11 protein-coding genes are annotated in these 16053 nt (G+C 64.5%); 4 read left to right on the top strand and 7 right to left on the bottom strand.

Annotated features, from left to right (window positions below):
• Positions 1 to 116: 116 nt before the first annotated feature.
• From zapE to typA, 5 genes are all read right to left on the bottom strand, one after another.
• Positions 117 to 1214 (bottom strand): cell division protein ZapE, encoded by a 1098-nt coding sequence (gene zapE / locus DIE04_RS06980; RefSeq protein WP_124488906.1) that lies wholly within the window; start codon positions 1212 to 1214, stop codon positions 117 to 119.
• Positions 1215 to 1312: 98 nt separating this feature from the next.
• Positions 1313 to 2743, bottom strand: a complete 1431-nt coding sequence (lpdA, locus tag DIE04_RS06975; protein WP_044846024.1) for a dihydrolipoyl dehydrogenase — start codon at positions 2741 to 2743, stop codon at positions 1313 to 1315.
• Positions 2744 to 2824: 81 nt separating this feature from the next.
• Positions 2825 to 4102, bottom strand: a complete 1278-nt coding sequence (odhB, locus tag DIE04_RS06970; protein WP_044846025.1) for a 2-oxoglutarate dehydrogenase complex dihydrolipoyllysine-residue succinyltransferase — start codon at positions 4100 to 4102, stop codon at positions 2825 to 2827.
• Between the two features lie 136 nt (positions 4103 to 4238).
• A complete protein-coding gene (locus tag DIE04_RS06965; protein WP_044846026.1) occupies positions 4239 to 7103 on the bottom strand; it encodes a 2-oxoglutarate dehydrogenase E1 component in 2865 nt (954 codons plus the stop codon).
• Between the two features lie 316 nt (positions 7104 to 7419).
• On the bottom strand, positions 7420 to 9246 hold the full coding sequence (gene typA / locus DIE04_RS06960; RefSeq protein ID WP_044846027.1) for a translational GTPase TypA: 1827 nt from the start codon (positions 9244 to 9246) through the stop codon (positions 7420 to 7422).
• A 334-nt stretch (positions 9247 to 9580) separates the two neighbouring features.
• On the opposite strand from typA, the gene DIE04_RS06955 reads away from it, so the two are divergent.
• The 4 genes from DIE04_RS06955 to DIE04_RS06940 all read left to right on the top strand — a co-directional run bounded on the left by DIE04_RS06955 (position 9581) and on the right by DIE04_RS06940 (position 14513).
• Complete coding sequence (locus DIE04_RS06955) at positions 9581 to 10072, top strand: MarR family winged helix-turn-helix transcriptional regulator (protein ID WP_014897211.1); 492 nt, start codon at positions 9581 to 9583, stop codon at positions 10070 to 10072.
• An 87-nt stretch (positions 10073 to 10159) separates the two neighbouring features.
• Positions 10160 to 11656, top strand: coding sequence for an efflux transporter outer membrane subunit (locus DIE04_RS06950; RefSeq protein ID WP_124522560.1), 1497 nt, complete (start codon positions 10160 to 10162; stop codon positions 11654 to 11656).
• 52 nt (positions 11657 to 11708) lie between these two features.
• Positions 11709 to 12926: an efflux RND transporter periplasmic adaptor subunit gene (locus DIE04_RS06945; protein WP_044846029.1), complete on the top strand. Its 1218-nt coding sequence runs from the start codon at positions 11709 to 11711 to the stop codon at positions 12924 to 12926.
• A gap of 27 nt (positions 12927 to 12953) precedes the next feature.
• Complete coding sequence (locus tag DIE04_RS06940; protein WP_124488903.1) at positions 12954 to 14513, top strand: DHA2 family efflux MFS transporter permease subunit; 1560 nt, start codon at positions 12954 to 12956, stop codon at positions 14511 to 14513.
• 92 nt (positions 14514 to 14605) lie between these two features.
• Here the strand turns inward: DIE04_RS06940 and truB are convergent, their stop codons facing one another.
• Complete coding sequence (gene truB, locus DIE04_RS06935) at positions 14606 to 15538, bottom strand: tRNA pseudouridine(55) synthase TruB (RefSeq protein ID WP_124522558.1); 933 nt, start codon at positions 15536 to 15538, stop codon at positions 14606 to 14608.
• 13 nt (positions 15539 to 15551) lie between these two features.
• Positions 15552 to 15950: a 30S ribosome-binding factor RbfA gene (gene rbfA / locus DIE04_RS06930; RefSeq protein ID WP_006495346.1), complete on the bottom strand. Its 399-nt coding sequence runs from the start codon at positions 15948 to 15950 to the stop codon at positions 15552 to 15554.
• Positions 15951 to 16053 lie beyond the last annotated feature (103 nt).

Raw genomic sequence — 16053 nt, 5'->3', positions numbered from 1 at the left:
ACAACGATATCGGCTGACCTCGACCGTGAACATAAGACAAGTCCGAAAATACCCGGAGATTGCGGGAATTTGACCGGAATTGACCTTTGAAGCCCGCCGCTCGCCGGCAACCGCGATCAGGTCAGCGAAGTATCGACGATGCGACGCGGCGTTTCGAGGTATTCCTTCGACTGCATCTCGACGATCCGCGACACCGTGCGCGTGAACTCGTTCGCCATCGGCCCTTCGACGTACAACTGCTCCGCCGGCACCGCCGCGGACATCAGCAGCTTGACCTTGTGGTCGTACAGCACGTCGATGAGCCAGGTGAAGCGTCGCGCCTCGGACGCCATCCGCGGCGACATCTGCGGCACTTCCGACAGCACGATCGCATGGAAGCGGCTGGCAAGCTCGAGATAGTCGTTCTGTGAACGCGGGCCGCCGCACAGCGTCGCGAAGTCGAACCAGACGACCCCGTCGGCCTTGCGCAGCGCCTTCAACTCGCGCTTCTCGATATGCAGGAGCGGGCTTTCGTCCGGCACCGCGGCGAGCTTCGCGAACGCATGACGCAGTTCGCGATCGGCGTCCGCGCCGAGCGGCGTGTGGTACATCTGCACCTGCGCCAGCGTGCGCTGACGATAGTCGACGCCCGCGTCGACGTTCAACACGTCGAGCTTTTGCTTGATCAGCGCGATCGCCGGCAGCATGCGGTCGCGATGCAGGCCATCGGGATACAGATCGTCGGGATCGTAGTTGGATGTCATCACGAACTGCACGCCGTTGTTGAAGAGGCGATCGAGCAGCCGGTACAGGATCATCGCGTCCGCGATGTCCGACACGTGGAATTCGTCGAAACAGATCAGCCGGTAGCGCTTCGCGATGCGCCGCGCGAGTTCGTCGAGCGGATCGGCCTGCCCTTTCAGCTCCTCGAGTTCGCGGTGGACTTCACGCATGAATTCGTGGAAATGCAGGCGCGTCTTGCGCTGCACGGGCACCACCGCATAGAAGCTGTCCATCAGGAAGCTCTTGCCGCGGCCGACGCCGCCCCACATGTAGACGCCGCGCGGGAGGTCCGGATGATTGATGAGCTTCTTGAACGCGTTCGAGCGACGCGCCTTGTACTCGACCCACTCGTCGAAACAGCGCTGCAGGCGATCGACGGCCGCGCGCTGGGCGGGATCGGACTGATAGCCGCGCGTGGTCAGTTCGCGCGTGTAGTATTCGGTGACGTTCATCGGGCAAACCGGAAAGAACGAAGGCGAGCGGGAAACCCCGCCCGCCTTCGTCATGAGACGGCTGCACCGGCCAATGGCCGGCCGGCGCTATACCGCGCTCAGCTGTTCAGCGAGCGCTTGTCGACGGCGAGCGCCGCTTCGCGCATCACTTCCGACATCGACGGGTGCGGATGGCAGATGCGGGCGATGTCTTCCGACGCCGCCTTGAACTCCATCGCCACCACGGCTTCCGCAATCAGGTCCGACGCGTTCGCGGCGATCACGTGCACGCCGAGCAGTTCGTCGGTCTTCGCGTCCGCGATCATCTTCACGAAACCGTCCGGCGCGTTCATGCCGAGCGCGCGGCCGTTGATCGAGAACGGGAACTTGCCCGACTTGATCTCGCGGCCTTCGGCCTTCAGCTGCTGTTCCGTCTTGCCGACCCATGCGATTTCCGGGTACGTGTAGATCACCCACGGAATGCAGTTGTAGTCGATGTGCGGCTTCTGGCCGTCGATCACTTCCGCGACCAGCACGCCTTCGTCTTCCGCCTTGTGCGCGAGCATCGGGCCGCGCACCACGTCGCCGATCGCGTAGACGTTCGGCACCGCGGTACGGCAGTGGTCGTCCACGTCGATGAAGCCACGCTCGTTCGCCTTCAGGCCGATTGCCTCGAGGCCGAGGTTGTCGGTGTTCGGCACACGGCCGACCGACACGATCAGGCGGTCGGCGTCGAGCGTCTGCGCGTTGCCGTCCTTGTCCGTGTAAGCGATCGACACGCCGTCGGCGGTCGTCTTCACTTCGCCGATCTTCACGCCGAGATGGATGTCGAGGCCCTGCTTCTTGAACAGCTTGGCCGCTTCCTTCGCGAGCGCTTCGTCGGCTGCACCGAGGAATGCCGGCAGCGCTTCGAGCACCGTCACTTCGGCACCCAGGCGACGCCACACCGAGCCGAGCTCGAGGCCGATCACGCCTGCGCCGATCACGGCGAGCTTCTTCGGCACCGAGTCGAACGTCAGCGCACCTTCGTTGTCCGACACGATCTTGTTGTCGACCGGGATACCCGGCAGGTGACGCGCCTTCGAGCCCGTCGCGATGATCACGTTCTTCGCGGTGACGACTTCGGTTTCACCCTCGCCGCTCACTTCGATCTGCACGCCGGCATCGGTCTTGCCGGTGAACTTGCCATGGCCCTTCAGCCAGGTGATCTTGTTCTTCTTGAACAGGAACTCGATCCCGCTCGTCATCTTCTCGACGATCGCATCCTTGCGGCCGAGCATCTTCGCGACGTCGATCTTCACGCCGTCGACCGTGATGCCGTGGTCGGCCAAGTGATGCGACGTGTTCTCGAACTCTTCCGACGAGGCGAGCAGTGCCTTCGACGGGATGCAGCCGACGTTCAGGCAGGTACCGCCGAGCTTCAGCGCGCCGGCCGGGTTCTTCCATTTCTCGATACAGGCAACGGTCTTGCCGAGCTGCGCGGCGCGAATCGCGGCGATGTAGCCGCCGGGGCCGGCGCCGATCACGACGACGTCAAATTCCTTGGACATGACAATCCTTTCTACTTGTACGCCCGCACGCTCGCGCAAGTGCGCGAGCGTGCGGGGCGGGTCAATGCAGTGAGACTCGGCTTACAGGTCGAGCAGCAGGCGTGCCGGATCTTCCAGCGCATCCTTCATCGCGACGAGCGACAGGACTGCTTCGCGGCCGTCGATGATGCGGTGGTCGTACGACAGGGCCAGGTAGTTGATCGGACGGATCACGATCTGGCCGTTTTCGACAACCGGGCGTTCCTTCGTCGCGTGCACGCCGAGGATGGCCGATTGCGGCGGGTTGATGATCGGGGTCGACAGCATCGACCCGAACACGCCGCCGTTCGAGATCGAGAACGTACCGCCCGTCATTTCCTCGATCGACAGCTTGCCGTCCTTCGCCTTCTGGCCGAATTCGGCGATCTTCTTCTCGATCTCGGCGAGGCTCAGCTGATCGGCGTTGCGCAGGATCGGCACGACCAGGCCGCGCGGCGAACCGACCGCGATACCGATGTCGAAGTAGCCGTGGTAGACGATGTCGTTACCGTCGATCGACGCGTTCACCAGCGGGAACTTCTTCAGCGCGTGCACGGCCGCCTTCACGAAGAACGACATGAAGCCGAGCTTCACGCCATGTTCCTTCTCGAACTTGTCCTTGTACTTGTTGCGCAGTTCCATGACCGGAGCCATGTTCACTTCGTTGAACGTCGTCAGGATCGCGTTGGTCTGCTGCGACTCGAGCAGACGCTCGGCGATACGCGCACGCAGGCGCGACATCGGCACGCGCTGTTCCGGACGATCGTTCAGCCACGTCGCTGCCGATGCCGGCACCTTCACTTCCGGCAGCGCCGGCTTCGCAGCAGCGGCCTTCGCCGGTGCGGCGGCCGGAGCAGCCTTCGGTGCGCTGCCTGCGGCCAGCGCGTCGCCCTTCGTGACACGGCCGTCACGGCCCGAACCTGCGACGTCGCCTGCCGACAGGCCCTTCTCGGCCAGCAGCTTCGCTGCGGCCGGCGATGCGGCGGCCGAACTCGACGCGGTCGCGACGGCCGGCTGTGCTGCCGGTGCGGCTGCAGCAGGGGCTGCCGCCGGCTTCACTTCGGCGGCGCCTGCCGCTGCTTCGGCAGCACCTGCCTTCGCTTCGGTGTCGATCGTCGCGATGATCTGGTCGGCGACCACGGTGTCACCGTCGTTCTGCAGCACTTGCGCGAGCACGCCCGCGGCCGGTGCCGGCACTTCGAGCACGACCTTGTCGGTCTCGAGTTCGATCAGGATTTCGTCCTGCGCGACTGCTTCGCCCGGCTTCTTCTTCCACTGCAGCATGGTGGCTTCCGAAACCGACTCCGAAAGCTGGGGGACTTTGACTTCTACGATAGCCATGTGATTTTCCTGGATGCTTAATCTGGGGTATGACGAGGTTCGTGCGATTCCTTCGGCCGGTGCGGCGCGCGACGCGCCCGGCAGGCCAAAAGAGACGGGAAAGCGCAGTGCGCCTTCCCGTTTCGCTTGACGTCGGTTATTTCGCGATCGATGCGCTCTTCAGGCGGCCGAATGCACCTTCGATGAGGGCCTTCTGCTGCTCGTAGTGCTTCGCGTAGTAGCCAACCGCCGGCGAGGCCGAAGCCGGACGGCCGCTGTATGCCAGCTTCTGCCCTTCCTTCATGCCTTCCTTCAGGTGGTGCTCGACGTAGAACCAGGGACCCTGGTTCTGCGGCTCGTCCTGCACCCAGACCACTTCAGTCGCGTTCTCGTACTTCTTCATTTCGGCTTCGAACTGCTTGTGCGCGAACGGATACAGCTGCTCGATACGGATGATCGCGACGTCGTTCGCCTTCGCTTCGCGGCGATGCGCGACGAGGTCGTAGTACACGCGGCCCGAGCAAGCCAGCACGCGCTTGACCTTCTTCGCGTCGATGCCGCCGTCGGTTTCGCCCAGCACCGGCTGGAACGAACCCTTCGCGAGTTCCGACAGGTCCGACACCGCTTCCTTGTGGCGCAGCAGCGACTTCGGCGTGGCGACGATCAGCGGCTTGCGGAACAGGCGGATCATCTGGCGACGCAGCAGGTGGAAAATCTGCGCCGGCGTCGTCGGCTGGACGACCTGCATGTTGTGATCGGCACACAGTTGCAGGAAACGCTCGATACGCGTCGACGAGTGTTCCGGACCCTGGCCTTCGTAGCCGTGCGGCAGCAGCATCGTGAGACCCGACACGCGGCCCCACTTCACTTCGCCCGACGAGATGAACTGGTCGATCACGACCTGCGCGCCGTTGACGAAGTCGCCGAACTGCGCTTCCCACAGCACGAGCGTGTTCGGCTCGGCGGTCGAGTAACCGTATTCGAAGCCCAGCACAGCTTCTTCGGACAGCACCGAGTCGATCACCGTGAACTTCGCCTGACCGTCGGCGATGTTCTGCAGCGGCACGTACGTGCCGTCGTTCCAGCGCTCGCGGTTCTGGTCGTGCAGCACCGCGTGACGGTGCGTGAACGTGCCGCGGCCCGAGTCCTGGCCCGTCAGGCGCACCGAGTAGCCCGATGCGACGAGCGACGCGAACGCGAGGTGTTCGCCCATGCCCCAGTCAAGCGGCTGGTCGCCGCGCGCCATGTTGCGGCGGTCGTTGATCACGCGCTCGACGAGCGGGTGAACCTTGAAGTTTTCCGGGACCGTCGTGATGCGTTCGCCCAGGCGCTTCAGTTCGGCGAGCGGCACGGCCGTGTCGGCTGCGTCCGTCCACTTGCGGTTCAGGAACGGAACCCAGTCGACCGCGTACTTGCTCTTGTAGTTCGACAGGACCGGATCGACGGTGTGGTGGCCGTCGTCCATCGCCTTGCGGTACGCCTTCACGTAGTTGTCGGCGTCTTCCGCGGTGATCACGCCCTGCTGCACGAGCTTCTCGGCATACAGCGCACGGGTGCCCGGGTGCTGCGCGATCTTCTTGTACATCAGCGGCTGCGTGACCGCCGGCGTGTCCTGCTCGTTGTGACCCAGCTTGCGGAAGCAGACGATGTCGATCACGACATCCTTGTGGAACTGCATCCGGTAGTCGATCGCGATCTGGATCGCGAGCACGACGGCTTCCGGATCGTCACCGTTCACGTGCAGCACCGGCGCTTCGATCATCTTGACCACGTCGGTACAGTACAGCGTCGAGCGCGCATCACGCGGGTCCGACGTCGTGAAGCCGATCTGGTTGTTGATGACGATGTGCAGCGTGCCGTGCGTGCCGTAACCGCGCGTCTGCGCGAGGTTCAGCGTTTCCATCACGACGCCCTGGCCGGCGAAGGCCGCGTCGCCGTGGATCTGCACCGGCAGCACTTGCAGGCCGTCTTCGTCGCCGCGACGGTCCATCCGCGCCTTCGCGGAACCTTCGACCACCGGGTTCACGATTTCGAGGTGCGACGGGTTGAACGCGAGCGACAGGTGGACCGGACCGCCTTCGGTCGACACGTCCGACGAGAAGCCCTTGTGGTACTTCACGTCACCGGCCGGCAGGTCGTCGACGTGCTTGCCTTCGAATTCGGCGAACAGGTCGGCCGGCATCTTGCCCAGCGTGTTGACCAGCACGTTCAGACGGCCGCGGTGGGCCATGCCGATGATGATTTCCTGCACGCCGCGCTTGCCCGCGTGCTGGACGACTTCGTCCATCGCCGCGATGAAGCTTTCGCCGCCTTCGAGCGAGAAGCGCTTCTGGCCGACGTACTTGGTGTGCAGATAGCGCTCGAGGCCTTCCGCTGCCGTCAGGCGATTCAGGATGTGCTTCTTCTTGTCGATCGAGAAGGACGGCGTCGCGCGGGTCGATTCCAGGCGCTCCTGCCACCAGCGCTTCTGCTCCGGATCGCTGATGTACATGTATTCGGCGCCGATCGTGCCGCAATACGTGTCACGCAGGCCCTTGACGATGTCGCGCAGCGAAGCCTGGTCGAAGCCGAAATACAGGTTGCTTGCGCTGTACGTCTGGTCGAGGTCGCCTTCGGAGAAGTCGTAGAACGCGGGTTCGAGTTCGGGAATGGCGGGACGTTCGCGACGCTTCAGCGGATCCAGATTGGCCCATTGCGAGCCGAGGAAGCGATATGCGCTGATGAGGGACTGGACGTGGACCTGCTTGCGCGCGGTCGCCAGATTGCTGGTGCTTTCGCGCGGGATGAAGGCATTGGCCTTCGCGCGCTCGGCGAACGATTCGACGATCGGAAAATGAGCGACGTCATTGGCATTCGAGCCGTCGGTTGCAGGCACGTTCTGCAGCGCGTCGAAATACTCTCGCCAGTTCTCCGGCACCGATGCCGGATTGTTGAGGTATGCATCGTACAGTTCTTCAACGTACGAAGCATTGCCGCCGAACAGATAGGAGTTCAGCTGAAACTGCTTCATTACATCTGACATTTTACGCTCACCTTTCTTCGAGCTTCTCGAGAAATAGCGGGTTACTCAACCTTCCGCGACACGGCCTGACCGTTTAGCGGATTGCGAATCAAGTCTTGCTTGGAAGGACCTAAAACTTGCGTGCGCGCAGCATATCACAGAACCGTTACCGAAGTTCACGACGAAATGTGCCCGAAAGCACCGCGCGACGGGGTTTTGCCGGATTGCCACGACCCGCGGGAACAGTGTTTTGCAGCCCGCCCGATTGCGCATCGCGCAGATGCAAAAAAGGCCGCCCGAAGACAGCCTTTTTCATCACGCAAGGGAACGATCGAACTTAGTCGACCGCGCCTTCGCGGCTCGCGCGGCGACGCTCGTGCTCCTTCAGGAAGCGCTTGCGCAGGCGGATCGACTGCGGCGTCACTTCCACGAGTTCGTCGTCGTCGATGAATTCGACCGCGTATTCGAGCGACATCTGGACCGGCGGCACGAGGCGCACGGCTTCGTCGGTGCCCGACGCGCGCACGTTGGTCAGCTGCTTGCCCTTGATCGGGTTCACGACGAGGTCGTTGTCGCGGCTGTGGATGCCGATGATCATGCCCTCATACAGCGCGTCGCCCGGCTTCACGAACATGCGGCCGCGATCCTGCAGCTTCCACAGTGCGTAGGCGACCGCGGCGCCGTCATCCTGCGAGATCAGCACGCCGTTGCGGCGCTCGAAGACCGAGCCGTCCTTGACCGGTGCGTACGAGTCGAAGATGTGGCTCATCAGGCCCGTGCCGCGCGTGAGCGTCAGGAATTCGCTCTGGAAGCCGATCAGGCCACGTGCCGAGATCTTGTATTCCAGGCGCGTGCGGCCACGGCCGTCCGATGCCATGTCGAGCATTTCGCCCTTGCGGCGACCGAGCTCTTCCATCACGCCGCCCTGGTGTTCGTCTTCGACGTCGACCGTCAGCAGCTCGTACGGCTCGTGGCGCACACCGTCGATTTCCTGCATCACGACGCGCGGACGCGACACGGCCAGCTCATACCCTTCACGGCGCATGTTCTCGACGAGAATCGTCAGGTGCAGTTCGCCGCGGCCCGACACTTCGAACACCGTTTCGTCGCCCGTGTCCTTCACGCGCAGCGCGACGTTGTGGTTCAGTTCCTTCATCAGGCGGTCGCGGATCTGGCGGCTCGTCACGAACTTGCCTTCGCGGCCTGCCAGCGGCGACGAGTTGACGAGGAAGTTCATCGTCAGCGTCGGTTCGTCGACCGTGATCATCGGCAGCGCTTCCGGCGTGTCGACCGCGCAGATCGTCGCGCCGATGCCGACGTCTTCAATACCGTTGATCAGCACGATGTCGCCGGCTTCAGCCGACTCGACCTGCACGCGCTCGAGGCCCTTGAACGACAGCACCTGGTTGATCTTGCGGTTCAGCACGTCGCCTTCCGGACCGAAGCGCATCACGACCGGCTGGCCCGGCTTGATGCGGCCGCGCGTGATGCGGCCGACGCCGATCCGGCCGACGTACGTCGAGTAGTCGAGCGACGTGATCTGGAGCTGCAGCGGCGCTTCCGGATCGGCCGGGCGAACCGGCACGTGCGCGAGGATCGCCTCGAACAGCGGGCGCATGTCGCCTTCGCGGGTCGCCGGATCGAGCGACGCATAGCCGTTCAGGCCCGATGCGTAGACGATCGGGAAGTCGAGCTGCTCTTCGGTCGCGCCGAGCTTGTCGAACAGGTCGAAGGTCTGGTTTATGACCCAGTCGATCCGCGCGCCCGGACGGTCGATCTTGTTGACGACCACGATCGGCTTCAGGCCGAGCGCCAGCGCCTTCTTCGTGACGAAGCGCGTTTGCGGCATCGGGCCCTCGACCGCGTCGACGAGCAGCAGCACCGAGTCGACCATCGACAGCACACGCTCCACCTCGCCACCGAAGTCCGCGTGCCCCGGCGTGTCGACGATGTTGATGTGCGTGCCTTCGTATTCGACCGCGCAGTTCTTCGCGAGAATCGTGATCCCGCGCTCTTTTTCGATGTCGTTCGAGTCCATCACTCGCTCGGCAATCTGCTGGTTCTCGCGGAAGGTGCCGGACTGGCGGAGCAGTTGGTCGACGAGCGTGGTCTTGCCGTGGTCGACGTGAGCGATGATGGCGATATTGCGAAGGGCGCGGGTCATAGAAACCTGGAAATCGTTGAACGCGCAAACGCGCACGCTCGTCAGTCACCGGGACACGTGCGCGCGCGTTGCAGCTTGGAAAGCCTCAAATTATAGCACGTGAGAATGTCGAGAGCCGGACCGTGTGTTGCAACGCGAAAGATGATGCGCCCCGCCCTCGCCTCGCAGAGGGCGATTTCGCCTGCCGACACACCGCCCACGAACGAAGACCCTGACGCCCGCAAGGGAATTTCGGGCCGCGCAGCGCCCGCCCGCCCGTTCGATTAATATTTGCCGCGGCAAGCAAATAGCGCCTATACTGCTGCCTAGTCAACTATTGCAGCTTCAGGGTTTTATGTCGGATTCTCCTTCCCAACCGCCCGTTTCACCGCTGTCCTCGTATCAGATGAACGACAGCGTCGGTTATCTGATGTCGCGTGTGAAGTCGGTGATGACCAACCTCGTCACGCAGCGCACGCAGGAAGAGCTCGGCATTACGGGCACGCAGGCGAGCATGCTGTTCATGATCGCCGTCGGAAAGTGCTCGACGGCCGCCGAACTCGCTCGGGAATACGGGATCGACGCGAGCGCGGTCACGCGCCTGCTCGATCGCGTCGAGAAACGCGGCCTGCTGTCCCGCGTGCGCAGCATCGAGGATCGGCGGGTCGTACGCCTTGAGCTGACCGATGAAGGCCGCGCGCTTGCCGAGCGTTTGCCGCCGGTGTTCCGCAGCGTGCTCGACGAGCTGCTGGACGGATTTACGCCGGAAGAAGTCGGGTTCCTGAAGAGCATGCTGCGCCGCATTCTCAGCAACTACTGCGAAACCGCGGGCGGCAGCATCACGTAATAGTTGCCATAACAATTACTTTTGACAGATTAATGTAAGGAAATCCTTGCAGTGTCCATCATTCATTCCGAGTCAGGGAACAGCGCGATGAAATCCTCCCCGTTGTCCGTGTGCGCCGGGTCGTGCCGCGCCGCCGTCGCCGCCGCGGTTGCCGCGCTGGCGCTGGCGGGCTGCGCAAACTACATCGGCATCAAGAGCGACAAGCAGATCGCACCCGCATCGCAATTCGAAACCGCCCAGAGCCTGCCGGCCCAGGGCGGCCAGTGGCCGGCGCTTGACTGGGCCAACCAGTTCGGCGATCCGCAGTTGCCGAAGCTGATCGACGAGGCGCTCCAGGGCAACCCGTCGATCGCGCAGGCACAGGCGCGCATCGCGAAGGCGTCGTCGTACATCGAGTCGTCGCGCTCGAACCTGATGCCGAAAGCCGAAGCCAGCTACTCGTGGACACGCGAGCTGTATTCGTCGAACGCGCTGTTCCCGCCCCCGTACGGCGGCCAGTGGTACAGCGAGAACAACGCGCTCGCGAGCGCGTCGTGGGATCTCGACCTGTGGGGCAAGAACCGCGAGCGCCTGCACACCGCCGTGTCGCAGGAAAAGGCCGCCGAGGCCGACATGCAACAGGCGCGCATCACGCTCGCGTCGTCGGTGGCCCGCACCTACAACTCGCTCGCCCAGCTGTATGCGCTGCGCGACATCGCGCAGCGCGAGATCGCCAACCGCCAGACGGTCGGCAGGATCACCGACGGCCGCGTGTCGGCCGGTCTCGACACCAACGTGGAACGCCAGACTGCGCGCGGCAACATCGCGACGACCCAGGCATCGCTGTCCGACCTCGACGGCCAGATCACGACCGTGCGCTACCAGCTCGCCGCACTGCTCGGCAAGGGGCCGGATCGCGGGCTGCAGATCGCCGCGCCGGTGATGAACCCGACCGGCGAAGTCGCACTGCCCGGCAACCTGCCGGCCGACCTCGTGTCGCGCCGTCCCGACATCGTCGCCGCGCGCTGGCAGGTCGAGGCCGCGATGCACGACGTGAAGGAAGCGAAGGCCGAATTCTTCCCCGACGTGAACCTCGCGGCCGGCTTCGGCTTCGATGCGTTCGGCTGGGGCAAATTCCTGAATTTCGCGAGCCGCCAGGCGCAGTTCGGGCCGGCCATCCACCTGCCGATCTTCGATGCCGGTGCGTTGCGCGCGCAGCTCAAGGGCCGCTACGCGGACTTCGACCTGTCGGTCGCGAACTACAACCAGACGCTGATCAGCGCGCTGAACGACGTCGCGACGCAGGTCGCGTCGATCCGTGCGGTCGATCGCCAGATGGATGACGCGCAGCGTGCGCTCGATGCGTCGACGCGGGCGTACGACCTCGCCGTGATCCGCTACAAGGCGGGCCTGTCGCCGCAGCTCCAGGTGCTGACCGCGGACACCAACCGCCTCGCATCGGAACAGACGGTGACCAACCTGAAGATGCGCCGGCGCGACATGCAGCTCGCGTTGATCAAGGCGCTCGGCGGCGGGTTCGACGCGACCGGCACGCGGCTCGCCGCGCCCGACGCCGACAAGCAGACAAGACAGGCCGCCAACTGATCCGGCGCCACCACTACGCAGACACTCGAAATAACGGACGGAGAAAATCGCCATGAGCGACCCTCAACAAAACGCCGCCAGCGCACAGCCGCAGAACAACGGGAAGCGCAAACGGATGATGACGCTGCTGATCGCGGTCATCGTGATCGCGGCCATCGCGTACGGTCTGTACTACTTCCTCGTCGCGCGCTTCCATGAAGAGACGGACGACGCATACGTGAACGGCAACGTCGTGCAGATCACGCCGCAGGTCACGGGTACCGTGATCGCCGTGAAGGCCGACGATACGCAGACGGTCAAGGCCGGCGATCCGCTGGTCGTGCTCGACCCGGCCGACTCGCAGGTCGCGCTGCAGCAGGCCGAGGCCAACCTAGCGCAGACGGTGCGCCAGGTGCGCGGCCTGTTCGTCAACGACGACCAGTACCGCGCGCAAGTCGCGCTGCGCCAGTCCGACCTGTCGAAGGCGCAGGACGACCTGCGCCGCCGGATGGCCGTCGCACAGACGGGCGCCGTGTCGCAGGAAGAAATCTCCCATGCACGCGACGCGGTGCGCGCCGCGCAGGCGTCGGTCGACGCCGCGCAACAGCAGCTCGCATCGAACCGCGCACTGACCGCGAACACGACGATCGCGTCGCACCCGAACGTGATGGCCGCGGCAGCGAAGGTTCGCGACGCGTACCTCGCGAACGCGCGCAACGTGTTGCCCGCACCGGTCACCGGCTATGTCGCGAAGCGCTCGGTTCAGGTCGGCCAGCGCGTGTCGCCGGGCAACCCGCTGATGTCGGTCGTGCCGCTGAACGCGGTGTGGGTCGACGCGAACTTCAAGGAAGTCCAGCTCAAGCACATGCGCATCGGCCAGCCGGTCGAATTGACCGCCGACATCTACGGCTCGTCGGCCGTCTACCACGGCAAGGTCGTCGGCTTCTCGGCCGGCACGGGTTCGGCGTTCTCGCTGCTGCCGGCGCAGAACGCGACGGGCAACTGGATCAAGGTCGTGCAGCGCCTGCCGGTGCGTATCGAGATCGATCCGAAGGAACTCGAGAAGCATCCGCTGCGCATCGGCCTGTCGATGCAGGTCGACGTCGACATCAAGGACGAGCGCGGCGACCAGCTCGCCAACGCGCAGAACACGGTCTACGAAACGAACGTGTTCGCGAAGTACGGCGACGAAGCCGACGCCGAGATCGCGCGCATCATCGCCGAGAACGCCGGCGGCAACGCGCCCGCACCGGCCGCGGCGAAGTCGAACGCCGCCGCCAAGATGATGTAACGGTTCCGACTCCGGAAAACTATCGACATGGCACAGGCTCCTGTCTCCCACCCGCCGCTGCAGGGCGGGCAACTCGTGCTCGGGACGATCGCGGTATCGCTCGCGGTGTTCATGAACGTGCTCGACACGTCCATCGCGAACGTCGCGATCCCGACCATCTCGGGCGACCTCGGCGTGTCGTCCGACCAGGGTACGTGGGTCATCACGTCGTTCGCCGTCGCGAACGCGATCTCCGTGCCGCTGACGGGCTGGCTGACCGACCGCTTCGGTCAGGTCCGCCTGTTCCTCGCGTCGATCATCCTGTTCGTCATCTCGTCGTGGATGTGCGGGCTGTCGCCGAACCTGCCGTTCCTGCTCGGCTCGCGCGTGCTGCAAGGCGCGGTCGCAGGCCCGATGATTCCGCTGTCGCAAGCGCTCCTGCTGTCGAGCTATCCGCGCGCGAAGGCACCGATGGCGCTCGCACTATGGGCGATGACGACGCTGATCGCGCCCGTCGCAGGCCCGATTCTCGGCGGCTGGATCTCGGACAACTATTCGTGGCCGTGGATCTTCTACGTCAACATCCCGGTCGGCATCGCCGCCGCCGCCGCGACGTGGGCGATCTATCGCAATCGGGAGTCGGCCGTGCGCCGCGCGCCGATCGACGGCGTGGGCCTCGCGCTGCTGGTCATCTGGGTCGGCTCGCTGCAGATCATGCTCGACAAGGGCAAGGATCTCGACTGGTTCGCGTCGACGACCATTATCGTGCTCGCGCTGACCGCTGTCATTGCGTTCGCGTTCTTCGTGATCTGGGAGCTGACCGCCGAGCACCCGGTCGTCGACCTGTCGCTGTTCCGCATGCGGAACTTCACCGGCGGCACAGTCGCACTGTCGATCGGGTACGGCCTGTACTTCGGCAATCTCGTGCTGTTGCCGCTGTGGCTGCAGACGCAAATCGGCTACACCGCGACCGACGCCGGCCTCGTGATGGCGCCGGTCGGGTTGTTCGCGATCCTGTTGTCGCCACTCACCGGGAAGTATCTGCCGCGTACCGATCCGCGCTTCATCTCGACGGCGTCGTTCCTGACGTTTGCGCTGTGCTTCTGGATGCGTTCGCGATACACGACGGGCGTCGACGAATGGTCGCTGACGCTGCCGACGCTCGTGCAGGGTATCGCGATGGCGGGCTTCTTCATCCCGCTCGTGTCGATCACGCTGTCCGGCCTGCCCGGCAACCGCATTCCCGCGGCGTCCGGCCTGTCGAACTTCGTGCGGATCATGTGCGGCGGCATCGGCACATCGATCTTCCAGACCGCGTGGGACCACCGCAACAACTTCCATCACGCGCAGTTGGCCGAGCAGGCGAACCCGTACAACCCGACGTTCAACCAGGCCGTCACACAGATGCGCAGCCTCGGGCTGACGCAGGACCAGGCGCACGGCCTCATCAACAACATGGCCACGCAGCAGGCCGCGCAACTCGGCGTGAACGACCTGTTCTACATCTCGGCGGCGATCTTCGTGCTGCTGATCGGACTGATCTGGATCACGAAGCCGGAGCGCGCGGGCGGCGGCGATGCGGGTGCGGCGGCGTCGGCTGCACACTGAGCACCGCGCTCGAACGAGCGCGCCCAACAAAAAACCCGGTCGATTTCGACCGGGTTTTTTTCGTTCCGACGACGGCGCTTGCGCGTCGCGCGTTACGCAGCCGTCACGACGAGGCGTTCGGGCGCGAGCACGCCGTTGGCCTTGCGCGCCACGCCGAGCAGTCGCTGCGCGTCGTACACGCGCACACGCTCGCCCTCGGCCGCATCGATCGAATCGAGCGCCGACAGCGGCAAGCGCTGGCCGTGCAGGAATCGCTTCGCACTCGTTTCGTCGAGGCGCACCAGCGGAAACGTCGACAGCAACGCGTCGACCGGCTGAAGCCAGGCGTCGCGCGCCGCTTCGGCAGCGTCGGACAGCGCGTCGAGCGTCACCGCATGTTCGAGCGTCAGCGCGCCGACACCCGTGCGACGCAGCATCGTCAGATGCGCACCGCAGCCGAGCGCTTCGCCGATGTCTTCGGCCAGCGTGCGCACATACGTGCCCTTGCTGCAGGTCACGCGGAACGTCACGTCCGGCAATTCACAGGCCAGCAGATCGAGCGCATGGATCGTCACGTTGCGGCCTTCCCGCTCGACGGTCTGGCCCGCACGCGCGTATTCGTACAGCGGCTTGCCATCGCGCTTGAGCGCCGAATACATCGGGGGCACCTGCACGATCTCGCCGGTAAAGCGCGCGAGCGCCGCTTCGACCGCCGCACGGTCGCATTCGACGGCGCGCGTGTCGAGCACGTCGCCTTCCGTGTCGCCGGTGGTCGTGCGCACGCCGAGACGCATCGTCGCTTCGTAGGTCTTGTCCGCTTCCAGCAAGTCCTGCGAGAACTTCGTCGCTTCGCCGAAGCACAGCGGCAACAGGCCCGAGGCCAGCGGATCGAGCGTGCCGGTATGGCCGGCTTTCTTCGCGAGAAGCAGGCGCTTCGCGCGAATCAGGGCGTCGTTGCTCGACAGGCCGACCGGCTTGTCGAGCAGAAGGACGCCATCCAGCGCGCGCCGCGGCACGCGTGGACGCTGGGGAGCTGCAGTCGTCATGGGGCGTGCGCGCTCAATCGTCCTTCGCGGGCGCGTCGGCTTCGTCGTCGTCCTTCGCGCGCGTCGAGTTGGCTTCCTTGATCAGGCGCGACATTTCCACCGCCTTCTCGATCGTCTGGTCGTAATGGAAGTGCAGCGTCGGCACCGTATGGATGTGCAGGCGCTTGAACAGCAGGTTGTGCAGGTGGCCCGACGCGTGGTTCAGCGCTTCCTGCGTCTTGTCCGGATCGCCGGTCAGCGCCGTGAAATAGACCTTGGCATGCGCGTAGTCCGGCGTAAGCTCGACGCTCTGGATGGTCACGATACCGATGCGCGGGTCTTTGACCTCGCGCATGATGAGTTCGGACAGATCGCGCTGAATCTGGTCGGCGATCTGAACGTTGCGATTGGGGGAAGTACGTTTCCTGGACATGATCGATCCGTGATCCGTTTATCAGGATAAAGCGGCGCGCCGTTGGCACGCCACCATGAAAATGGGCGGGACAGGCCCAAGCCTGCCCCGCCCCATGAGCCGA

The organism is Burkholderia sp. Bp8994, from assembly GCF_003853805.1.
Taxonomy (GTDB): domain Bacteria; phylum Pseudomonadota; class Gammaproteobacteria; order Burkholderiales; family Burkholderiaceae; genus Burkholderia.
The sequence above is the reverse complement of the archived record's forward strand: the minus strand, read 5'-3'. Positions and strand labels throughout refer to the sequence as shown.